This is a genomic window from Mesorhizobium sp. B2-7-1, from assembly GCF_006440735.1.
Lineage (GTDB): Bacteria > Pseudomonadota > Alphaproteobacteria > Rhizobiales > Rhizobiaceae > Mesorhizobium.
The window spans coordinates 36,450-56,391 of sequence record NZ_VFUA01000032.1; the positions used below are offsets into that span (position 1 = coordinate 36,450).

At 64.0% G+C, this 19,942-nt stretch carries 22 protein-coding genes, 1 tRNA gene and 1 pseudogene; 17 read left to right on the forward strand and 7 right to left on the reverse strand.

Annotated elements, in window-relative coordinates; all coding sequences use genetic code 11:
* Positions 1-369: 369 nt before the first annotated feature.
* The 5 genes and pseudogenes from FJ471_RS14695 to FJ471_RS14715 all read left to right on the forward strand — a co-directional run bounded on the left by FJ471_RS14695 (position 370) and on the right by FJ471_RS14715 (position 3,765).
* Positions 370-729 carry a hypothetical protein gene (locus FJ471_RS14695; RefSeq protein WP_140804144.1) on the forward strand — a complete coding sequence of 120 codons (360 nt, stop codon included), beginning with the start codon at positions 370-372 and terminating at the stop codon, positions 727-729.
* Position 730: 1 nt separating this feature from the next.
* Positions 731-2,599 (forward strand): OmpA family protein, encoded by a 1,869-nt coding sequence (locus tag FJ471_RS14700; protein WP_140804145.1) that lies wholly within the window; start codon positions 731-733, stop codon positions 2,597-2,599.
* Complete coding sequence (locus FJ471_RS14705) at positions 2,596-3,105, forward strand: GTP-binding protein (protein WP_246684727.1); 510 nt, start codon at positions 2,596-2,598, stop codon at positions 3,103-3,105. The genes FJ471_RS14700 and FJ471_RS14705 overlap by 4 nt, the downstream gene beginning before the upstream one ends.
* Before the next feature lie 68 nt (positions 3,106-3,173).
* A pseudogene (locus FJ471_RS35325) lies at positions 3,174-3,443 on the forward strand (type II toxin-antitoxin system RelE/ParE family toxin).
* A 19-nt stretch (positions 3,444-3,462) separates the two neighbouring features.
* Complete coding sequence (locus FJ471_RS14715) at positions 3,463-3,765, forward strand: addiction module antidote protein (RefSeq protein WP_140804147.1); 303 nt, start codon at positions 3,463-3,465, stop codon at positions 3,763-3,765.
* Positions 3,766-3,806: 41 nt separating this feature from the next.
* Here the strand turns inward: FJ471_RS14715 and FJ471_RS14720 are convergent.
* The 3 genes from FJ471_RS14720 to FJ471_RS14730 form a co-directional block, all read right to left on the reverse strand.
* Positions 3,807-3,881: transfer RNA gene (locus FJ471_RS14720), tRNA-Glu, on the reverse strand.
* Positions 3,882-3,966: 85 nt separating this feature from the next.
* Positions 3,967-4,380 carry a VOC family protein gene (locus FJ471_RS14725; RefSeq protein ID WP_140804149.1) on the reverse strand — a complete coding sequence of 138 codons (414 nt, stop codon included), beginning with the start codon at positions 4,378-4,380 and terminating at the stop codon, positions 3,967-3,969.
* Between the two features lie 10 nt (positions 4,381-4,390).
* The gene (locus tag FJ471_RS14730) at positions 4,391-4,774 is read right to left on the reverse strand and encodes a fimbrial protein (protein WP_140804151.1); all 384 of its coding nucleotides are present in this window, start codon (positions 4,772-4,774) and stop codon (positions 4,391-4,393) included.
* Positions 4,775-4,800: 26 nt separating this feature from the next.
* Between FJ471_RS14730 and FJ471_RS14735 the strand changes: the two genes are divergently transcribed.
* Positions 4,801-5,865, forward strand: coding sequence for an RluA family pseudouridine synthase (locus FJ471_RS14735; RefSeq protein ID WP_140804153.1), 1,065 nt, complete (start codon positions 4,801-4,803; stop codon positions 5,863-5,865).
* 218 nt (positions 5,866-6,083) lie between these two features.
* On the forward strand, positions 6,084-6,995 hold the full coding sequence (gene rpoH / locus FJ471_RS14740; protein WP_140804154.1) for an RNA polymerase sigma factor RpoH: 912 nt from the start codon (positions 6,084-6,086) through the stop codon (positions 6,993-6,995).
* Positions 6,996-7,214: 219 nt separating this feature from the next.
* On the opposite strand, the gene FJ471_RS14745 is transcribed toward rpoH, so the two are convergent.
* The 3 genes from FJ471_RS14745 to FJ471_RS14755 form a co-directional block, all read right to left on the reverse strand.
* The gene (locus FJ471_RS14745; RefSeq protein ID WP_140804156.1) at positions 7,215-7,874 is read right to left on the reverse strand and encodes a peroxiredoxin; all 660 of its coding nucleotides are present in this window, start codon (positions 7,872-7,874) and stop codon (positions 7,215-7,217) included.
* A gap of 181 nt (positions 7,875-8,055) precedes the next feature.
* Entirely contained in the window at positions 8,056-8,421 is a 366-nt protein-coding gene (locus FJ471_RS14750) for a cell division protein ZapA (RefSeq protein ID WP_140804157.1), read from the reverse strand.
* 4 nt (positions 8,422-8,425) lie between these two features.
* Positions 8,426-8,698, reverse strand: coding sequence for a DUF4164 domain-containing protein (locus FJ471_RS14755; RefSeq protein WP_140804159.1), 273 nt, complete (start codon positions 8,696-8,698; stop codon positions 8,426-8,428).
* A 258-nt stretch (positions 8,699-8,956) separates the two neighbouring features.
* Here FJ471_RS14755 and tkt point away from each other — a divergent pair, with 258 nt between their 5' ends.
* From tkt to FJ471_RS14790, 7 genes are all read left to right on the forward strand, one after another.
* Complete coding sequence (gene tkt, locus FJ471_RS14760) at positions 8,957-10,948, forward strand: transketolase (RefSeq protein WP_140804160.1); 1,992 nt, start codon at positions 8,957-8,959, stop codon at positions 10,946-10,948.
* A gap of 154 nt (positions 10,949-11,102) precedes the next feature.
* Positions 11,103-12,113 (forward strand): type I glyceraldehyde-3-phosphate dehydrogenase, encoded by a 1,011-nt coding sequence (gap, locus tag FJ471_RS14765; RefSeq protein ID WP_140804162.1) that lies wholly within the window; start codon positions 11,103-11,105, stop codon positions 12,111-12,113.
* A 271-nt stretch (positions 12,114-12,384) separates the two neighbouring features.
* Entirely contained in the window at positions 12,385-14,274 is a 1,890-nt protein-coding gene (locus FJ471_RS14770; RefSeq protein WP_246684728.1) for a potassium/proton antiporter, read from the forward strand.
* A gap of 104 nt (positions 14,275-14,378) precedes the next feature.
* Positions 14,379-15,575, forward strand: coding sequence for a phosphoglycerate kinase (locus FJ471_RS14775; RefSeq protein ID WP_140804163.1), 1,197 nt, complete (start codon positions 14,379-14,381; stop codon positions 15,573-15,575).
* Between the two features lie 117 nt (positions 15,576-15,692).
* Positions 15,693-16,718 (forward strand): class I fructose-bisphosphate aldolase, encoded by a 1,026-nt coding sequence (locus FJ471_RS14780; protein ID WP_140804165.1) that lies wholly within the window; start codon positions 15,693-15,695, stop codon positions 16,716-16,718.
* A 153-nt stretch (positions 16,719-16,871) separates the two neighbouring features.
* Positions 16,872-17,612 carry a thioredoxin family protein gene (locus tag FJ471_RS14785; RefSeq protein ID WP_140804167.1) on the forward strand — a complete coding sequence of 247 codons (741 nt, stop codon included), beginning with the start codon at positions 16,872-16,874 and terminating at the stop codon, positions 17,610-17,612.
* Positions 17,613-17,677: 65 nt separating this feature from the next.
* Positions 17,678-18,394, forward strand: coding sequence for an SGNH/GDSL hydrolase family protein (locus FJ471_RS14790; RefSeq protein WP_140804169.1), 717 nt, complete (start codon positions 17,678-17,680; stop codon positions 18,392-18,394).
* A 13-nt stretch (positions 18,395-18,407) separates the two neighbouring features.
* Here FJ471_RS14790 and FJ471_RS14795 read toward each other — a convergent pair whose 3' ends face one another.
* Entirely contained in the window at positions 18,408-18,569 is a 162-nt protein-coding gene (locus FJ471_RS14795) for a hypothetical protein (RefSeq protein ID WP_140804171.1), read from the reverse strand.
* Between the two features lie 205 nt (positions 18,570-18,774).
* On the opposite strand from FJ471_RS14795, the gene FJ471_RS14800 reads away from it, so the two are divergent.
* From FJ471_RS14800 to FJ471_RS14810, 3 genes are all read left to right on the forward strand, one after another.
* A complete protein-coding gene (locus tag FJ471_RS14800; protein ID WP_116397974.1) occupies positions 18,775-18,939 on the forward strand; it encodes a hypothetical protein in 165 nt (54 codons plus the stop codon).
* Positions 18,940-19,144: 205 nt separating this feature from the next.
* Positions 19,145-19,555 carry a hypothetical protein gene (locus FJ471_RS14805; RefSeq protein ID WP_181179406.1) on the forward strand — a complete coding sequence of 137 codons (411 nt, stop codon included), beginning with the start codon at positions 19,145-19,147 and terminating at the stop codon, positions 19,553-19,555.
* A gap of 18 nt (positions 19,556-19,573) precedes the next feature.
* Positions 19,574-19,942: HTH domain-containing protein (locus FJ471_RS14810; RefSeq protein WP_140804173.1), on the forward strand; the 369-nt coding region annotated here is incomplete at its 3' end.

Here is a 19,942-nt window from a genome sequence, read left to right on the forward strand (position 1 = left end):
CGCTGCCGTTCAGACGTGGTGGTCTAGGCCGTTTCGTGGGGTCGCGACACCTGACGAAGGTCAGGACCGAAAATGACGAAGGTCATATTCGCCAGCGGCCGATCGCATTCAAACCGGGCATCGCTCCTGGCAAGGCGGCTTCGCGTCTTTCGCGGCATAGCGGGGGGCCGCTCGGCCCGGATCCGATGCGGCTCGAAGGACGACTGGCGTCAGCGCAGTCATTGCGATAGGTGACGATGGACATGACAGCGCAAATGCCACGCCCGACGTGTGACAGCCCGCGACTGCAACAAGTCGATTGCCTGTCACACGAATTAGGATTTGATATAACGGCCGTCACAGTATCAGTGAGCGTGGAAACCACGGGGAATGAAAATGAAAGCCGCCGAGCAAGCCGCAAAAGCCACGGATGGAGCCGCATCCGCGAACGGATCGGAAGCGACAATCCATCCCGAGGCGACGATCGATCAGGTTCGCAATCTCCTGTTCGGAGGCGCGCAGCGATCGCTCGAGACCAACCTTGCCGGCCTGCGCGAGGAAATGCAGGCCACCATCAAGCAGATCCAGGCGGACTTCGCGAAGGAACTCGCGACCCTGCAGGCGCATGTCCTGGAACTCGAGCGGGAGACCGAACAGAAGCGGCTCGCCTCGCAAAGGGACATCGGCGCCGCGATTTCGGACCTTGGAGCAACCATCAGCGGGCTAGGGTCCGGCCGCGCGGGAAAGTAGCATGACGTCCGCCGCCGGCCAGAACCGCGAGATCGAGCAGCTTAGAAAACTGCTCTTTCAAACGGAGGCGGCGCGTCTCGAGGCGCTGGGGGCGGACGTCGCCCTGCTTCAGCAATACATAGGCAACCCCGACCGTCTGGAAACGGCAACGGCCGACATCCTCGTCGCGGCGTTGGAGCGCGCCGAAGTCGTTCGGCCGCGCGAACTGGCGAACGTCATCGCGCCGTCCGTGGTTTCCGCGATCCGCAGCGAGATCAGGAACTCACGCGACCTCATGGTCGACGCGCTCTACCCGATCACGGGCAGGCTGGTCAGCGCGGCCGTGGCAAACGCTTTCAAGGAACTCGTGGCGCGGCTGGAACAGCGCCTCAATGCCCTGACATCGACGGAGCTTTGGATCGGGCGCATCAAGTCGCTGGCGACCGGCCGCCCGATCAGCGAGTTCGTTCTGGCTAACGCCAGTCCGCCGCGCGTCGACCGGCTGCTGATGATCGAGCGCGGCAACGGACGCCTCGTCGCGGATTGGAAGCGCGAAGCGACCTCCGACGAGCGGGCCGACCTGTTGAGCGCGATGGTCGCGGCGATCCTGGAGTTTTCCGTTCAGGCCCTCGCGGGAGAGGGCAACCTGCAGCAGCTCGATTTCGGCGGACGCGAGATCGTGCTTCGCGCCTCGCCCCGGTTCATCCTGGCTGCCGAGTGCATCGGTCCCCTTCGCCCCGTCGACGACGCCAGGATCAATTCGCTTTTCTTCGACACGATCGAGAATATGGATCGCGGCCTCGACTGCGACGCCGCCATGCTGGGGTCCCTGGCCGCCTCCATCGAAGCCGGTCCGGCCGCGGAGCCCAAATCGCGCCGGGGCGGAAAGGTCGTCCTATTCGTGCTCGCGGCTCTCGTCGCCGCCGGGCTGGCATGGCTGGCGAGCGTCTATTTGACCCGCACGATGCTGGAGCGGCGCACGAACGACGCGCTCGTGGAACTGGCCGGCAAGGAACCGTTGCTGGAAACATTTCCGCTGCATCTGGATTTTGACCACCGCAACCGCAGCGTCTCGGTCTCCGGCATGGAGCCAGGCCAGGTGCGGACGGCTCCGCTGATCGACGCCCTGGCCAAAGCCGCCGCGCCCTATCGGGTCGTCGGCCGGATCGGAGTCGTGCCGGGCACGGAACAGGTGGCGGCGCTCAACGCCGATATCGACGCCCTGCGGCAATCGGTGACCGGCCTCCAGGCGGGCATCGACGAAAACCGCCAGGCGATCGCCGAGCTGCGGCAATCTCTTGCCGGTCTGCGGAAGTCCACCGGCGAAACCAGCGAAGCGGTTGCCGGCCAGCGGCAGTCTCTCGCAGGCTTGCAGGCCCGCATCGATGAGACGCGCGGGCCGAACCAGGAAGAGCTGCAATCCCTTGCCGGCCTGCGGGCGGGCATCGACGAAACACGCGCGGCGCTCACCGAGGAAACAAAATCCAGGAACCAGCAATTTGATGCCATGCGGTCGATCGCCGACGGCCCCGCCGAGCGGCTCGAACGCTTCATGGCCGCGACGGCGATCTTCTTTGGCGACGCCGATGCCTTTGCCGACGACAACGAGGCCGGGCAACAGATCCGCGATCTGGCCGGCCTTCTTGCGGGCAACGACCTGAGGATCCGTGTCGTCGGGCACGCGGACGATACCGGAACGGAATCGACCAACCGCGCGGTCGCCCGCAAGAGGGCCGATCAGGTGGTGAGAGGATTGACCTCGCTCGGCATCGAACCGTCGCGGCTGTTCGTGGTTTCGCGCTCGTCATCGATGCCGATTTCCGACGTGCCGAGCGAAGGAAACCGCCGCGTCACCTTCGAAAATGTGTTCCGCGCCGAGCGCCCTCAATGATGCTCAGCGCAAAGGTCATGCTGCTTGGCGATATGGGTGTGGGCAAGACGTCCATCATGTACCGCCTCGTGCATGATCGTTTCGACGGCGAATACAAATCCACGCTCGGTGTCGAGGTGCTCAGCTACGATGTTCCGGCCGATCCGGTTCGCGGCGGCGACGCGGCGCGCCTCGTTCTGTGGGATACCGACGGCGATTTCGGGACCCGTATCTTCGACACCGTCTACGTCACCGGCGCGTCCGCCGCGATCGTCGTGTCGGACGTGACGCGCCCGCAAACCGTGACGCGCATGGTCGAGCTGGTGCGCAGCTTCGAGGCGAGATTTCCAGGCAGGCCATACAGGGCCCTCGTGAACAAGATCGATCTCGCCGAAGCCCCCGGCAGCGCCGAAGAGATCGGCCAGTTGCCGCGATCGAGCGTCACGTTCGTGAGCGCCAAGAACGGCGAGGGAATCGTCGATGCCTTTGCGGAGCTCGCCGAAACGATACGGCGTAGGCAGCTTTAGAGTGATCGGCGGCCCTGCCTTGCCGACAACAATATTGCCAAATCGTATCCCATAAGATACATATGCTCATGATCGAAGTCATCACGACCAATGTATTCGACGCATGGTTCGAGAGCCTTCGTGATCGCCGGGCGAAAGCCCGGATTCAGGCGCGCATCAGCCGTGTCGAGTTCGGAAACCTTGGCGACGCCAAGCTTTTTTTCGGCATTGGCGAGCTGCGCATCGACTAGGGGCCAGGCTACAGGATTTATTTTCTGAAACGCGCAGACGTCATCGTCATCCTTCTGTGCGGCGGCGATAAGGGCAGTCAGAATCGCGACATAAAGCGAGCGCTGTAAATCGCCAAGGAGGTTTAAAATGGCAATCACGACCAGCAAGTGGGACGCGGCCAAATTCCTCGACACAGAAGACGACATCGTCGCCTACCTCGATGCCGTCATGGAGGAAGGCGATCTCTCTTTCCTGTGCAAGGCGCTTGGCGATGTCGCCCGATCCAGAGGAATGACGGAAATCGCCAAGAAAACCGGCATGTCCCGCGAAAGCCTCTACAAGGCGCTCAGCGAAAAAGGGAACCCTTCCCTTTCCACCGTAGCGGCGGTCCTCGACGCCATGGGACTTCGTCTCTCCGTCGCGCCTCGCGACCAAACGCACGCTGCATGATGCCTGGCGTTCGTCGGACATTGCGAAGTAATTTGGAAGCTTGGTACGCCCAAGGGGAATCGAACCCCTGTTCCCGCCGTGAGAGGGCGGTGTCCTGACCGCTAGACGATGGGCGCGCTCAAGAACCGGCTACATAGGCTGGCGGCCGGGAAAAAGCAACTGGGGTTTCTGGCACCCGAACCACTTTACGGATTGGGTGTGTCAGCCCTGGCGTTTCGGCTCGATCAGGTCCCAGAGATTGCCGTAGAGATCGGCGAAGACCGCCACCGTGCCATAGGCCTCGAAGCGAGGCGCTTCGCGGAACTCGACACCCCTGCCGAGCATCGCCTGATGGTCGCGGGAAAAATCGTCGGTCTCGAGGAACAGGAAGACCCGGCCGCCCGTCTGGTTGCCGATGCGGCTTGCCTGCTCTTCGCCGGATGCTTCCGCCAGGAGCAACCGCGCGCCCTGGCCCTTCGCCGGCGCGACGGTGACCCAGCGCTTGCCGCCGCCGAGATCGACATCCTCGGTGAGCAAGAAGCCGAGCCGCTCGACATACCAGGCGATCGCCTCGTCGTAATTGCCGACGACGAGCGCGACGGTCGCGACGCTGCGGCGTTCGGCAAAGACGTTCATTGGTGCGGGCTCATTTGTTGCGGATCGCGAACTGGCCGATGATGCGGCGCTCGGCAATGTCGTAGACGAAGATCGAACGGCTGCCGTCCGCCAACTCGGCATCGATCGACAGGCGGTTGCCGGAGAGCGACTGGCTGACCACCTTGGCGCCCACGGGAAGCACGATGTCGCCCGACAGCGGCGCGCCGGCCGGAGCCTGGACATTTTCGGCGGGCGCTAAGCCGGCCACCGGCGCGTTGCGGGCTTTGTAGACAAGCGCCCCGATCACCACCATAAGGGCGAGGAACAGAAGGCCGAGATTGACGATCATGAAGCGGACGAGCTTGCGGCGCACGTTCTCGGCCGCGGGGTCGAGCGGCTTTTCCTCGTCTTCTTCGGCGATCGGCCGGGCCATGGCTAAGCAATCCGCAACGGGTTTCGATGAGCGCTCATAACGAAGAGGCCCCGATATTGATAGAGGACGAATTGGCGGACGAGGAATCCGGCGAAGCTGTCGTGCTCGAAGCCGGCGCCGATGCCGTCGGCCAGCGTCTCGACCAGTGGCTTGCCGCCCGGCTCGGGCCGGAACTCTCGCGCAACCGCGTGCAGGCGCTGATCCGCCAAGGCGCCGTCTCCATAGCCGGCAAGCCGGTGCTGGAGGCCAAGCGCAAGCTGGTCGCCGGTGACCGGATCGAAATCCTGGTGCCCGCGCCGGAGCCCGCCGCGCCGCAAGGCGAGGACATCCCCCTCGACATCCTCTACGAGGACGACGAGTTGATCGTCATCAACAAGCCTGCGGGACTGGTCGTCCATCCCGGCGCCGGCAATTGGACCGGCACGCTGGTCAATGCGCTGATCCATCATTGCGGCGACAGCCTGTCCGGCATCGGCGGCGTCAGGCGGCCGGGCATCGTCCACCGGCTGGACAAGGAGACCAGCGGCGTCATGGTCGTGGCCAAGACCGACCGCGCGCACAGGGCTCTGTCGGAGGCCTTTGCCGACCACGGCCGCACCGGCAATCTCGAACGCGCCTATCTGGCGCTGGTCTGGGGCATCCCGCAACGGCCTAACGGCACCATCGACGCCGCCTTGGGCCGCGCCGCCGACCGCGTGCGCCGCGCGGTGGTGCCGGAAAGCCGCGACGACGCGCGCCACGCCGTCACCCATTTCAGCGTCGTCGAGCGCTTCGGCGAAGGGCAGCAGGCTTTCGCCGCCGCAAGCCTGGTCGAATGCCGGCTGGAGACCGGCCGCACCCACCAGATCCGCGTCCACATGGCCCATATCGGCCACCCCGTGGTCGGCGACCCCGACTATGGGCTGGCCTTCCGCACCAAGGCCAACCGGCTGCCTGAGCCCTTGAAAAGCAAGGTCAAAGCCTTCCCCCGGCAAGCCCTGCACGCCTGGCTCCTTGAATTCGAGCACCCGACCACCCATCTAACGATGAGGTTCGAAGCGCCGATGCCGGGAGACATGGAGGAACTCGTCGGCGACTTCCGGAAACTTTGAACCCCACCCGCCACGAACAAGCTGCAAACCAGCCATCAAAAAACCTGACCGGCGTTGTTCACTTCAACGTGACAGACTGTTTAGCGTTGAACAAATGCCTGTCTTTTCTGGTTTTGTTCCTATATATTGAGGTTGTCTGCGGATGAGCCTTTTGGCATCCGCGACGAATGCCCGCCGCGTTTCGGGGGCATCCACTCCAAAGAGAGAGGGGCGCTATCATGGCCCAATCATTACCCAGTATCGTTTCCGGTGAAGGCGGTCTCGCCCGCTACCTGGAAGAAATCCGCCGCTTTCCGATGCTTCAGCCGCAGGAAGAGTACATGCTCGCGAAACGTTACGCCGAGCATCAGGACACCACGGCTGCCCATAAGCTCGTCACCAGCCACCTGAGGCTCGTCGCCAAGATCGCCATGGGCTATCGCGGCTACGGCCTGCCGATCGGCGAGGTGATTTCGGAAGGCAATGTCGGCCTCATGCAGGCCGTGAAGAAATTCGAACCGGAGCGTGGTTTCCGGCTTGCCACATATGCCATGTGGTGGATCAAGGCCTCGATCCAGGAATACATCCTGCGCTCGTGGAGCCTGGTCAAGATGGGCACCACCGCCAACCAGAAGCGTCTGTTCTTCAACCTGCGCAAGGTGAAGGGCAAGATCCAGGCGCTCGACGATGGCGACTTGAAGCCCGACCAGATCGCCGAGATTGCCACGCGCCTCAACGTTTCCGAGGCCGAAGTGGTGTCGATGAACCGCCGCCTGTCGGGCGACGCTTCGCTCAACGCCCCCATCCGGGCGAGCGAAGGCGAGTCCGGCGAATGGCAGGACTGGCTGGTCGACGACCACGAGAGCCAGGAAGAGATGCTGATCGAGCAGGACGAGCTGGAGAATCGGCGCGGCATGCTGTCGGGCGCGTTGTCGGTGCTCAACGATCGCGAACGGCGCATCTTCGAGGCCCGTCGTCTGGCCGAAGAGCCGCTGACGCTGGAAGAGCTGTCGGCCGAGTTCGACATCAGCCGCGAGCGCGTGCGCCAGATCGAGGTGCGCGCCTTCGAGAAGGTGCAGGACGCGGTCAAGGCCGCGGCCAAGCGCCAGATGCAGGCGCTGCGCACCATCGAAGCGCAGCCGGCGGCTTAACCGGCTCAAGGCAGAAATCAAAAGGCGGCGCTCCGGCGCCGCCTTTTTTGTTGTTTTCTTCAAATTTGGCTCCCGGTTAGGGCGTGCTGAGATTCAGGCTAGGCCGAGTCGAAAATGGTGGGTTTCGAGAACCGGAGCGGAGCGTACTTAAGTACGTGAGCACCGGAAGCGCAGAAACCCGCAGTTTGCAGACGGGCATCGCCTGAATATCGGCTCGCCCTAGGCCGAGGGCTGCTTGGTCTTCCTGAGATAAGGCAGCACCGTCTCGTACGCCCCGAAGCGCTTGATCGCGTCCTCGTTGGAGACGGCGGCGGTGATGATGACGTCGTCGCCTTGCTTCCAGTTGGCCGGCGTCGCCACCTGGTGCTTGGCGGTCAGCTGGATGGAATCGATGACGCGCAGGATCTCGTCGAAGTTGCGGCCCGTGGTCATCGGATAGGTCAGCACCAGCTTGATCTTCTTGTCGGGGCCGATGACATAGACCGAACGCACGGTGGCGTTGTCGGCCGGCGTGCGGCCCTCCGAGCTCTCGCCGGCGCCGCCTGGCAGCATCTCATAGAGCTTTGCGACATGGAGATCTTTGTCGCCGATCAGCGGATAGTTCACCGTGTGGCCGGTGGCGGTCTTGATATCGGCCTGCCACTTGTCGTGGCTCGACACCGGATCGACCGAGATGCCGATGATCTTGACGTTGCGCTTTTTGAAATCGCCTTCCAGGCCGGCCATGGTGCCGAGCTCGGTGGTGCAGACCGGGGTGAAATTCTTCGGATGGCTGAACAGCACCGCCCAGCCATCGCCGATCCAGTCGTGGAACTTGATGGTGCCCTGCGTGGTCTCGGCCGTGAAATCCGGCGCGACATCGTTGATACGAAGACTCATGACCTATCCCTACCCTTTTTTATGAAACGGTGGCCGGCGCGGCCGGCACGCGTTCTAAGCTAGCACCATCCCCGTATCGGTCAAACGCGGGGAGCCGTAGCCGAGGCCGCTGCAGGCGATTTTTTTTCGCGAGCGCCGGCAATCCGCGGCAGGATTTTCCACTTGCGAGAGGCAGAGACGCTCAGGCCTTCTTTATCGCCAGCGTCGCCGTGAGATCTTCCATGCGCTGCGCAAGCGCGCCGAGCGCGGTGGTGAGCACGCTGTCGCTCTTGTCGGCCTTGGTCAGCGCCTCGTCGCGCGTCTTGCGCAAGGTCAGCACCTCGCTCTCCATGCCCTTGACGCGCTTGGTGAGCTCCGAAAGCTCGTCCATCACCATGATGCCGGCCATGACGGTGAGCCTCTGGTCGCCGATCTCGCCGAACGAATCCTTCAGATGCGAGACATAGCGGTCGAAGCGCTCGGCAAGGTCGATCAGGTGCTCTTCCTGGCCCTCGTCGCAGGCCATGCGGTACTGCTTGCCATCGATGGAAACGGTGACCTGTGCCATTGCCTTACCTGTCCAGAACCGCGCGGATGGTTTCCATGGCGGTCACCAGCCGCCGCGACACTTCCTTGTTGGCGTCTTCGAGACGCTCGGCGCGCGATTCGGAATTGTCGAGCTCCTGCGCCAGGCGCGAACGGTCGGCGTTCATGCGCTGCACCTCGGCCTCGGCTTCCGAATAATCGCGCTCATGCTCGAGCTTCGCCGCAACGGCGTTTTCCAGCCCTTCCATGGCCTTGCCCAGCCTGGCGATGACTTCCTTGAGGGTCGTTTCCCCGGTCATGGCCTCGTCCTATGCCCTGCCCATCACCGAATCGCGCGCATTCAGAACGCGTTACCTCGGAAAGATTAGGCGCCGGGTGAAGGGCGCGTCAACAAAGCTCTCGCGACTGTCCCCCGCTATCGCTAATGTAGGGCGCTCGATGCCATCACAAGCCCGGCAAAATCCGTCCCGATTTGTTGACTAAAAGGCCGTGCCTGCTATGTGTCGCGCACCCTTTCCCTAGGGTTCTCCCAAGCCCAACCCGTTCCCGGAGGAAGCATGAGCTCGCGCGAACAACATGACCGGATGGCCAATGCGATCCGTTTTCTTTCCATGGATGCCGTCGAGAAGGCGAACTCCGGTCATCCAGGCCTGCCGATGGGCTGCGCCGACATCGCCACTGTGCTGTTCAGCCGTTTCCTGAAATTCGACGCCAAGGCGCCGCACTGGGCCGACCGCGACCGCTTCATCCTGTCGGCCGGCCACGGCTCGATGCTGCTCTATTCGCTCCTCTACCTCACCGGCTATGAGGACATGACGATCGACCAGATCAAGAATTTCCGCCAGCTCGGCTCCAAGACCGCCGGCCATCCCGAGTACGGCCATGCCGCCGGCATCGAGACCACCACCGGTCCGCTCGGCCAGGGCTTGGCCAATTCGGTCGGCTTCGCGCTCGGCGAGCGCATCATGAACGCCGCCTTCGGTAATGACCTCGTCAGCCACTACACCTATGTGCTGTGCGGTGACGGCTGCCTGATGGAGGGCGTTTCCCAGGAAGCCATCGCGCTGGCCGGGCATCTGAAGCTCAACAAGCTGATCGTCTTCTGGGACAACAACAACATCTCGATCGACGGCCCCGTTTCGCTGGCCGACAACACCGACCAGGTCGCCCGCTTCCAGGCCTCGGGCTGGAACGCCAGCCACATCGACGGCACCGATCCGGAAGCGATCGCCTACGCCATCGAGGCGGCGCGCCATTCCGACAAGCCGACGATGATCGCCTGTAAGACCACCATCGGCTTCGGCGCCCCGACCAAGGCTGGCACCAACAAGGCGCATGGCTCGCCATTGGGTGCCGACGAAATCGCCGGTGCGCGCAAATTCTTCAACTGGGAGTCGCCGCCCTTCGAGATTCCCGCCGACATCCTCGACGCCTGGCGTGCCATCGGCAAGGGCGGCGCCAAGCCGCGCGCCGACTGGGAAGGCCGTCTGGCCAAGGCCGAGCCGAAGCTGAAGGCCGAGTTCGAGCGCCGCCTTGCGGGCAAGCTGCCGTCGAACTTCGACGCCGTCATCGCCGACTACAAGAAGAAGCTCTCGGCCGACAAGCCGAAGGTCGCCACCCGCAAATCCTCGGAAATGGCGTTGGAAGTCATCAACGGCGCGGTTCCCGAAACCATCGGTGGCTCGGCCGACTTGACCGGCTCCAACAACACCAAGACCAGCCAGACCAAGAACATCACGCCCGACGATTACGGCCAGCGCTATGTCCACTATGGCATTCGCGAGCACGGCATGGCGGCGGCGATCAACGGGCTGACGCTGCATGGCGGCCTGATCGCCTATGGCGGCACCTTCCTGTGCTTCTCCGACTATGCCCGCCCCTCGATGCGCCTTGCCTCGCTGATGGGCATCCGCTCGATCTTCGTCATGACGCATGATTCGATCGGCCTCGGCGAGGACGGCCCGACCCACCAGCCGGTCGAGCATCTGGCCGCGCTTCGCGCCATCCCGAACCACAACGTCTTCCGGCCGGCCGACGCGGTCGAAACTACCGAATGCTGGCAGATCGCGCTCGAATCCGAAAAGACGCCCTCGACGCTGGCGCTGACCCGCCAGAACCTGCCGACCTTGCGCACCGAGCATTCGGCGAAGAACCTCTCCAGCCAGGGCGCCTACGAGCTGGCCGCCGCCAGCGGCGAAGCCGTGGTGACGATCTTCGCCACCGGCTCCGAGGTCGAGATCGCGCTCGGCGCGCGCGACCTGCTGGAAAAGCACGGCCATCCGACCCGCGTCGTCTCGGTGCCCTGCTTCGAGCTGTTCGACCAGCAGAGCGACGATTACCGCAAGAAGACGATCGGCAGCGCCAAGGTGAAGGTCGCGATCGAAGCCGGCATCCGCCAGGGCTGGGACCACCTGATCGGCACCGACGGCATCTTCGTCGGCATGCACGGCTTCGGCGCCTCGGGCACGATCGAGCAGCTCTATCCGCATTTCGGCATCACCGCCGACGCCGCGGCCAAGGCGGTCGAAGCCCGTCTGCACGGCAAATAGGATTGGCTCGGGCCCGGCAACGCCGATTGACGGTTTTGCCGGGCTGGACCAACCTAATCGATTTAGATGCGACCTTCTGCGGCTGGATTCTTGCGCCTTCCGCCGTTATGAAACTGCGGACCCATCCGCTTTCCAGCCCCCAAGGGAGAGAACAATGACCGTCAGAGTTGCCATCAACGGATTTGGCCGCATCGGCCGCAACATCCTGCGCGCCATCCACGAATCCGGCCGCAAGGACATCCAGGTCGTCGCCGTCAACGACCTCGGCCCGGTCGAGACCAACGCGCACCTCTTGCGCTACGACAGCGTGCATGGCCGCTTCCCGCATGAGGTGGCCGTCGACGGCGACCAGATCTCCGTCGGCAAGGAGAAGTTCAAGGTCACCGCGATCAAGGATCCGACCCAGCTGCCATGGAAGGAGCTGGGCATCGACATCGCGCTCGAATGCACCGGCATCTTCACTGCCCGCGACAAGGCCGCCGCGCATCTGACCGCTGGCGCCAAGCGCGTCATCGTCTCGGCCCCGGCCGAAGGCGCTGACTTGACCGTCGTCTACGGCATCAACCACGACAAGCTGACCAAGGACCACATCGTCATTTCGAACGCGTCCTGCACCACCAACTGCCTGGCGCCGCTGGCGGCCGTGCTGCACGAGACTGTCGGCATCGAGAAGGGCATGATGACGACGATCCACTCCTATACCGGCGACCAGCCGACGCTGGACACCATGCACAAAGATCTCTACCGCGCCCGCGCCGCGGCGCTGTCGCAGATCCCGACCTCGACGGGTGCCGCCAAGGCGATCGGCCTCGTGCTACCCGAGCTCAAGGGCAAGCTCGACGGCATTTCGATCCGCGTGCCGACCCCGAACGTCTCGGTCGTCGACTTCAAGTTCATCGCCAAGCGCTCGACCACCGCGCAGGAGATCAACGAAGCGGTCATCGCCGCCTCCAAGGGCAAGCTGAAGGGCGTGCTGTCGGTCACACATCACCCGAACGTGTCGATCGACTTCAACCACGATCCGCATTCCTCGATCGTCGCCCTCGACCAGACCAAGGTCATGGACGGCAATTTCGTCTCGGTCTTGTCCTGGTACGACAACGAATGGGGCTTCTCGAACCGCATGAGCGACACCGCCGTCGCCTTCGGCAAGACCATCGCCTGATCCGGCAGTTCCTTTTGATCGCGTGAAACGCCCGGCTTCGGCCGGGCGTTTTTCGTTTAGTCTCGGCCGTGCACCATTGAGATTAGCCGCAACACCAGTCGCTTCATCATTCTAGGGTGAAGCCCGTGGATGACGACGCAAAAGCGGCTCCTCCATTTTTCTGATATCGCCAGAACCCAAAAAACCACGCTGTCGCCTTGCACTGGTCATGTCTTCGCCCCACTCTCTGGTAAAGCGGGAAACAGTGGGGATTCTGGAGGGGCAATAACGGATGGAGCATGCGATCTATCTCGTGACGCTGGTCGGCACGACGCTCATTGTCGCCGCCGCGTTTTCGAGCTTGATCGCCTTCCGCTTCGGCGCTCCCTTGCTGCTGCTCTTCCTCTGCATCGGGCTTGCCACCGGCGTCGATGGCCTCGGCATCGAATTCGACAATGCCCGCCTTGCTTATTTTGCCGGCTCGCTGGCCTTGGCCATCATCCTGTTCGATTCCGGTTTCGGCACGCCGCTCAACGCGCTCAGGCAAGCGGCCGGGCCGGCGCTGTCGCTGGCCACGATCGGCGTCATCCTGACCACCGGCATCTTCAGCGTCGCCGCTTCCTATTTCCTCAAGCTCAGCTGGCTGGAGTCCTCCCTGCTTGGCGCCGCCGTCGCCTCCACCGACGCGGCCGCCGTGTTCTTCCTGCTGCGCGCCGGCGAGATCCATCTGCGCGAGCGCGTTCGCGCGACGCTCGAAGTGGAATCCGGCACCAACGACCCGATCGCCATCTTCCTCACCATCACCCTGGTCGAGATCATCGCCGCGCATGCCAACCCGGAAGCCAATGTGCTGGCAACCAACCTTCTGCTCGGCTTCCTCGCCAATATGGGACTCGGCGCCGTCGTCGGCGTGCTCGGCGGCTTTGGCATCGTGCGCCTTGTCGAGCGGCTGAATCTCGACCACGGCCTGTTGCCGATCTTCGTGCTGACGCTGTCGCTGATGGTGTTCGCGGCGGCCGGCGCCATCGGCGGCTCGGGCTTCCTCGCCGTCTATCTTGCCGGGCTGATCGCCGGCAATTCCGACATCCGCGCCGTCACCATCCTGAAGCGCTTCCAGGACGGCATGTCGTGGCTGGCGCAGATCATCATGTTCCTGATCCTCGGCCTGTTCGCCACGCCCTCGCAATTTCCGGCGATCCTGGTGCCGGCGATCCTGCTTGGCCTGTTCCTGATCTTCGTCGCCCGGCCTCTGGCCGTCTGGCTCTGCCTGATCCCGTTTCGCCTGCCGCGTCCCGAGGTCGCCTTCATCTCCTGGGTCGGCCTGCGCGGCGCGGTCTCGATCCTGCTCGCCATCACGCCGCTGCTCGGCGGGCTCGAGCATGGCCGCCTGATCTTCAACGCCGCCTTCATCATCGTGCTGGTATCGCTGGTGGTGCAGGGCTGGACCGTCGGTCCGCTGGCGCGGCGCCTTGGCCTGATCGTGCCAGCCCGTCTCGGGCCGCTGGACAAGGTGGAGCTCGAATTGCCGGGCTCGGCCCATCACGAGCTGCTTGCCTACCGCGTCGCACCTGGCAGCCCGGTGGCGCGCGGCGAGCGCGTCCCGCGCTGGGCGCGGCCCTCGCTGGTGCTGCGCGACGGGCGCTCGATGCGCTTCCAGGACATGGGCCGGCTCGCCGCCGGCGATCAGGTCTACATCTTCGTGCCGGACCGCTACCCGCGCCTGCTCGACAAGCTTTTCGCCAGCCGCGCCGTGGTCGATCCGGAGGATGCCGACTTCTTCGGCGCCTTCGCCGTCGATCCCGCCCGCTCCGCCGCGGAGCTGGAAGCGGCCTACGGGCCAGGCCTGACCGAGGCGGAACAGAAGCTCAGTGTTGCCGCGCTGGTTTCGGATCGGCTCGGCGGCCGCCCCGAATACGCCGACCGCGTGGTGATCGGCCCGATCGAGCTGATCGTGCGCGATGTCGACGAAAAAGGCAGGATCACCGGCCTCGGCCTGTCCTTCGAGCCGACCGCGCCGGTGGCGCGTGTGCCGGTCTTCATGAGCGCCGGCGAGATCGGCGACCGCCTGGCCGCCCTCATCCGCAACTGGCGCAGGCCGGCGGAACAACAGGCGGCAGGAGACGTGCCGATCGACACCGTGGCTCCCGGACCGCACGGGCAGAAGGCAACCGGCGAAGGCTGATGTCTCACGCCGACATCATTTTTGCGCGCGCGCCGTCAACGCGGCACTTGCATCGTCTTTCGCGCCGGGTATGGTCCCCGCGTTTTCGCTAAAAAGGAACGATAATGGCCGGCTTCAAGACACTCGATGATATCGGCGCCGTCAGCGGCAAGCGCGTGCTCGTGCGCGTCGACCTCAACGTTCCCGTCGCCGACGGCAAGGTGACTGACGCCACCCGCATCGAGCGCGTCGCGCCGACCATCGCCGAGCTCTCGAAAAAGGGCGCCAAGGTCATTCTGCTGGCGCATTTCGGCCGCCCCAAGGACGGCCCATCGACCGAGTTCTCGCTGGAGCCGATCGCCAAGGCCACGGCTGAAGTTCTCGGCCGCCCGGTCGGCTTCGCCGCTGACTGCGTCGGCGACAAGGCCGCGGATGCCGTCGCCGCGATGAAGGACGGCGATGTGCTGCTGTTCGAAAACACCCGCTTCTACAAGGCCGAGGAGAAGAACGAACCGGCCTTCACCGAAAAGCTCGCCGCCAATGGCGACATCTATGTCAACGACGCCTTTTCCGCCGCGCATCGGGCGCATGCCTCGACCGAGGGCCTGGCGCGTCATTTGCCGGCCTATGCGGGCCGCACCATGCAGGCGGAGCTCGACGCGCTGGAAAAGGGTCTCGGCAATCCGGTTCGGCCGGTGGTCGCCATCGTCGGCGGCGCCAAGGTCTCGAGCAAAATCGACCTGTTGATGAATCTGGTGAAGAAGGTCGACGCGCTGGTGATCGGCGGCGGCATGGCCAACACGTTCCTGGCAGCGCGCGGCACCGACGTCGGCAAGTCGCTCTGCGAGCATGATCTTGCCGGCACCGCCAAGCAGATCATGATTGAGGCGGCCGAAGCCGGCTGCGCCATCATCCTGCCCGCCGACGGCGTGATAGCCAGGGAATTCAAGGCGGGTGCGCCCAGCGAGACCGTCGCCATCTCGGACGTGCCGGCCGATGGCATGATCCTCGATGTCGGCGCAAAGACCGTGCAGAGCGTCAACGACTGGATCGACCGCGCCGCCACCTTGGTCTGGAACGGCCCGCTTGGCGCTTTCGAGATCGAGCCCTTCGACCGCGCCACGGTAGCGGCGGCCAAGCATGCGGCGGCCCGCACCAAGGCAGGCAAGCTGGTGTCGGTCGCCGGCGGCGGCGACACGGTGGCGGCGCTCAACCATGCCGGCGTCGCCGACGACTTTACCTATGTCTCGACCGCCGGCGGCGCCTTCCTCGAATGGATGGAAGGCAAGCCGCTGCCCGGCGTCGAGGTGCTCAAGCGGTAAACAGTCCGGGAGCGGTAAAAGCGCCCGGGACTTTCAATCGATTCACGCTTTCCGGGGTCATTCCTTTGGCAGTAATGTTCTGCTAGCGCGGAACAAACGCACCATAGGAGAGCACCCATGAGCGAACGTCTCGAAGACATTGCCGCTGCCATCGTGGCCGATGGCAAGGGCCTGCTGGCCGCCGATGAGAGCTCCGGCACCATCAAGAAACGCTTCGACGTCATCGGCGTCGAATCGACCGCCGACAACCGGCGCGACTATCGCGAGATGATGTTCCGCTCCAAGGAAGCGATGACAAAATACATCTCCGGCGTCATCCTCTATGACGAGACCATCCGCCAGAACGCCGCCGACGGCACGCCGCTGGTCGACATCATCAAGGCGGCCGGCGCCATCCCGGGCATCAAGGTCGACGCCGGCGCCAAGCCTCTCGCGGGCTTTCCCGGCGACACCATCACCGAGGGCCTGGATGGGCTGCGCGAGCGGCTCGCCGACTACTACAAGCTTGGCGCCCGCTTCGCCAAATGGCGCGCGGTGATCGACATCGACACCGTCAGGGGCGTGCCGTCGGCCAATTCGATCGCCTCGAACACCCATACGTTGGCCCGCTATGCCGCGCTTTGCCAGGAAGCCGGCATCGTGCCGATCGTCGAGCCGGAAGTGCTGATGGACGGCGCGCATTCCATCGATGTCTGCTACGACGTTTCGAAGGCGACGCTGGTCAAGCTCTATGACGAGCTCTATGCGGCGCGCGTCGTGCTGGAAGGCTCGATCCTGAAGCCGAACATGGTCATCTCCGGCAAGAAGTCCGGCAGGACCGACAGCCCCGAGGAAATCGCCGAGAAGACGATAAAGCTGTTCCGCGAAGTGGTCCCGGCGGCGGTGCCGGGCATCGCCTTCCTCTCCGGCGGCCAGGAGGACGAGGAGGCGACGGCCAACCTCAACGCCATCAATGCCATCGGCCCGCATCCGTGGAAGCTGACCTTCTCCTACGGCCGCGCGCTGCAGGCCGCGCCGCAGAAGGCATGGAGCGGCAAGGCCTCGAACGTCGCCGCCGGCCAGGCAGCCTTCACCCACCGCGCCCACATGAACCATCTGGCGGCGCTTGGAAAATGGCAGCCGGCGCTGGAAAAGGCCGCCTGACGCTACTCTCTTTCGTGTACCGAAAACCCGGGCCACCAGCCCGGGTTTTGTTTTTTGTGCGCCGCATTCCTACCTGATGCAGCGAAACAGCGGCTGCTGTGTCGGGTTGAGCCGATGTCGAACGTCCTTGGCAGGAGAGGACAGGAGATGGTCATGCAACGCAATGCCGTGGTTTCGCGCGAAGACTGGTTCGAGGCGCACAGAAAGCACCTCGAGCGCGAGAAGGAGCTGACAAAGCTCCGCGAAGTTATCGCCGCCGAGCGGCGGCAGTTGCCCTGGTTCAAGCTGCGCAAGGACTACGTCTTCGAAAGCGAAGCGGGACCGACGCGCCTTGGCGACCTGTTCGCAGGCAAGAGCCAGCTCATCGTCTATCATTTCATGATGGCTCCGGGTTGCGACCACCGTTGCCAGGGCTGCTCGTTCCTCGCCGACCATATCGACGGCGCCAACCAGCATCTGAAGCATCATGACGTATCGCTGGTCGTCGTCGCACGCGCGCCGCTGGCCGAGATCCTGCCTTACAGGCAGCGCATGGGCTGGAAGTTCGACTGGGTGTCGTCCTATGCGTCCGATTTCAACTTCGATCTGCAGGTTTCCTTCACCGACAAGCAGATCGCTGCAGGCGAGACCACCTACAATTTCGAGAAGCGTTCGTTGCGCTCGAAGGACCTGCCCGGCACCAGCATCTTCTATCGCAACGAGTGCGGCGACATCTTCCTCACCTTCATGTCGCGCGCCCGCGGCGGCGACGCGCTGATCGGCGCCTATCATTACCTCGACATGACCCCGAAGGGCCGCGACGAGGCCGGTCCATATCACAACCTGATGGACTGGGTGCGCCTGCACGACGAATACCAGGACAAAAGTGGAGAGCAACCGGACTGCTGCGAGTAATCGGCCTCGTTCACCTCGGACGAAACATGCGCTAATGGCTTGCGGGTCACGGTAACGGAACCGCCATGCAGCGCCTGCTTGCTCTTCTCACCTGGTTCGCCTTCCCGGTCTATGTCTGGCAGGGCCTCGGCGTGCGCCGGCGCACCACGCGCATGCTGCCGGCGCGAGGCCCGGTGCTGCACGAAACACCGGGGCAGGCGCCGGCCATCGCATTGCTGGTCCTGGGCGACTCTTCCGCCGCATCGGTCGGCATCGAGCAATCCGAATATGGGCTTGCCGCGCAGCTTGCCGGCCTGATCGCCGAGCGCACCGGCAGCGCCGTGCGCTGGCGCGCCGCCGGCTTCAATTCGGCGACCTCCGGCCAGATCCGCGACTTCGTCCTGCCAAACCTGTCGGCCGATCCGTGGACGCATATCGTGCTCGCCATCGGCACCAACGACACCAAGAATTTTCATTCCGCGCCGCGCTTCAAGAAGGAGTTCGGCGGCCTGCTCTACGCGCTGCGCGCCAAATGGCCGGAAGCGCGCGTGGTGTGGTCGCCGGTGCTGGAATTCACCCGTGCGCCGGCCATGCCGAGATTGCTCGGCAAAATCCTCGAAATCCGCGCCGCGGAGATGAACGGCATGGGCGTGCGGCTCTGCAACGAGCGCGGCGCCATTGCCGCCGCGCGCCTGCCGATCACCAATCCCGAGGCCGGCTTCGCTTCCGATGGGTTCCACGCCTCGGAAGCAGGTTACCGCGCCTGGGCGGAGCATCTGCTGGATTTCGTGTTGGGCGATTAAGCAAGCAGCCCAGCTAGGTCCAATGTCCGAGTATGGCGGCAAGCGAGATTGCGGCCATGGCCAGCAGCGCCAGCTTCCAGAAATCGCCGCGCCGCTTCAGCCCCGGCCATCCCAGCGGCTTGATGACCTGGATCAGCATGATGCCGATGATGACAAGGGCGAGCAGTTTCGTCATGCCGCCTTTGACCAGCAACGATGGCGACTGTCAAAGCCGTTCTTAAGGCACCCTTGGGGCGCAACATTCCCGACAGAAATCGGGGGCATTTGAACCCTTCGAAGGGCGCCGCACCGCCTTCTTCGATACCCTGCCAACCTCCTGACAGACTGCTGTCAGGAGGGGTGTGAGATACTCTTCTCGTCAAAAGAGAGGAGTGAGGTCAATGAACGGTTTTACAATTCTGCGCAGCGTGCAGCATTATGTCGGCAGGATCCGCACCGTGCGCAACGAGATCCGCACCCAGCGTTTCCTGAACACCTTGCCGGCGGACATCCGCAAGGACATCGGCTGGCCGGACCTTTACACCGGCCGCGTGCGCGAAAACTGAAATTTTCCCGCCGCGACTTGGATTATGGCGGCACGGCGCCCAAATGTAATGGCCAGTGATGTTGAGTTCAGGGAAAGAAGCTTTTGTTTGCCGGTAGCGTCGCCGTAGCCTCCTGACAGTATGTTGTCAGGAGGAATGCGGTAATTGGAGCAGCTTCGATCCTGACAACAACGAACATGATCCGACGATCCGGAGTAGTCCGCGTATGGTGAAAAGCTGGAACGACAGGCTGAACACGCCAGGCATCAACGGCATCAAGCCGTCGCCGCGCACGGTCGGCGATGTCGTTGAAGGCCAGTCGATGCTGGTGCCGACCGCGCGCCAGGTCGACGACTTCATCCGCTCGATCCCCGAAGGGGTGGAGATGGATGTGCGCGCGCTGCGCACCGCCCTAGCCGTCGAGCACGGCGCCGAAGTGACGTGTCCAGTGACGATCGGCTATCATCTGCGCACCGTTGCCGAGGCCGCCCACGAGGATATCGAGCGCGGCATGGCGCTGAGCGACGTCGCGCCGTTCTGGCGCGTGCTGGATGCCGAGACGCCGACCACGGGCAGATTGTCCTTCGGTGCGAAATTCGTCGCCGCGCAGCGCAAGCGCGAAGGGCTGAAGCCATAAACCCCGGGGGAGAAACAGATGCGCCGCGCAGACAGGCTTTTCCAGATCGTGCAGCATTTGCGGGGCGGCCGGCTGGTCACCGCGCAGAAGCTCGGCGCGTGGCTCGAGGTTTCCGAGCGCACCATTTACCGCGACATTGCCGACCTGCAGTCGACCGGCGTGCCGATCGACGGCGAAGCGGGCGTCGGCTACATGATGAGGGAGGGGTTCGACCTTCCGCCGCTGATGTTCACGCGTGACGAGATCGTGGCGCTGGTTGCCGGCGCCCGCATGGTGCGCGCCTTTGGCGGCGCCGCTATGGCGAGGGCCGCCGACGAGGCGCTGGTCAAGATCGGCGCCGTGCTGCCCGACACCGAGAAGGACCGCATCGCCCGCACCGAGATCCAC

Coding starts and splice junctions, on each gene's coding strand:
- FJ471_RS14745 (WP_140804156.1), bottom strand. CDS start 7,874: ATGAGTCTTCGTATCAACGATGTCGCGCCGGATTTCACGGCCGAGACC.
- FJ471_RS14805 (WP_181179406.1), top strand. CDS start 19,145: ATGGTGAAAAGCTGGAACGACAGGCTGAACACGCCAGGCATCAACGGC.
- FJ471_RS14800 (WP_116397974.1), top strand. CDS start 18,775: ATGAACGGTTTTACAATTCTGCGCAGCGTGCAGCATTATGTCGGCAGG.
- FJ471_RS14715 (WP_140804147.1), top strand. CDS start 3,463: ATGGCAATCACGACCAGCAAGTGGGACGCGGCCAAATTCCTCGACACA.
- tkt (WP_140804160.1), top strand. CDS start 8,957: ATGAGCTCGCGCGAACAACATGACCGGATGGCCAATGCGATCCGTTTT.
- FJ471_RS14730 (WP_140804151.1), bottom strand. CDS start 4,774: ATGGCCCGGCCGATCGCCGAAGAAGACGAGGAAAAGCCGCTCGACCCC.
- FJ471_RS14770 (WP_246684728.1), top strand. CDS start 12,385: ATGGAGCATGCGATCTATCTCGTGACGCTGGTCGGCACGACGCTCATT.
- FJ471_RS14695 (WP_140804144.1), top strand. CDS start 370: ATGAAAATGAAAGCCGCCGAGCAAGCCGCAAAAGCCACGGATGGAGCC.
- FJ471_RS14755 (WP_140804159.1), bottom strand. CDS start 8,698: ATGACCGGGGAAACGACCCTCAAGGAAGTCATCGCCAGGCTGGGCAAG.
- rpoH (WP_140804154.1), top strand. CDS start 6,084: ATGGCCCAATCATTACCCAGTATCGTTTCCGGTGAAGGCGGTCTCGCC.
- FJ471_RS14790 (WP_140804169.1), top strand. CDS start 17,678: ATGCAGCGCCTGCTTGCTCTTCTCACCTGGTTCGCCTTCCCGGTCTAT.
- FJ471_RS14785 (WP_140804167.1), top strand. CDS start 16,872: ATGCAACGCAATGCCGTGGTTTCGCGCGAAGACTGGTTCGAGGCGCAC.
- FJ471_RS14775 (WP_140804163.1), top strand. CDS start 14,379: ATGGCCGGCTTCAAGACACTCGATGATATCGGCGCCGTCAGCGGCAAG.
- gap (WP_140804162.1), top strand. CDS start 11,103: ATGACCGTCAGAGTTGCCATCAACGGATTTGGCCGCATCGGCCGCAAC.
- FJ471_RS14780 (WP_140804165.1), top strand. CDS start 15,693: ATGAGCGAACGTCTCGAAGACATTGCCGCTGCCATCGTGGCCGATGGC.
- FJ471_RS14700 (WP_140804145.1), top strand. CDS start 731: ATGACGTCCGCCGCCGGCCAGAACCGCGAGATCGAGCAGCTTAGAAAA.
- FJ471_RS14705 (WP_246684727.1), top strand. CDS start 2,596: ATGATGCTCAGCGCAAAGGTCATGCTGCTTGGCGATATGGGTGTGGGC.
- FJ471_RS14735 (WP_140804153.1), top strand. CDS start 4,801: ATGAGCGCTCATAACGAAGAGGCCCCGATATTGATAGAGGACGAATTG.
- FJ471_RS14725 (WP_140804149.1), bottom strand. CDS start 4,380: ATGAACGTCTTTGCCGAACGCCGCAGCGTCGCGACCGTCGCGCTCGTC.
- FJ471_RS14795 (WP_140804171.1), bottom strand. CDS start 18,569: ATGACGAAACTGCTCGCCCTTGTCATCATCGGCATCATGCTGATCCAG.
- FJ471_RS14750 (WP_140804157.1), bottom strand. CDS start 8,421: ATGGCACAGGTCACCGTTTCCATCGATGGCAAGCAGTACCGCATGGCC.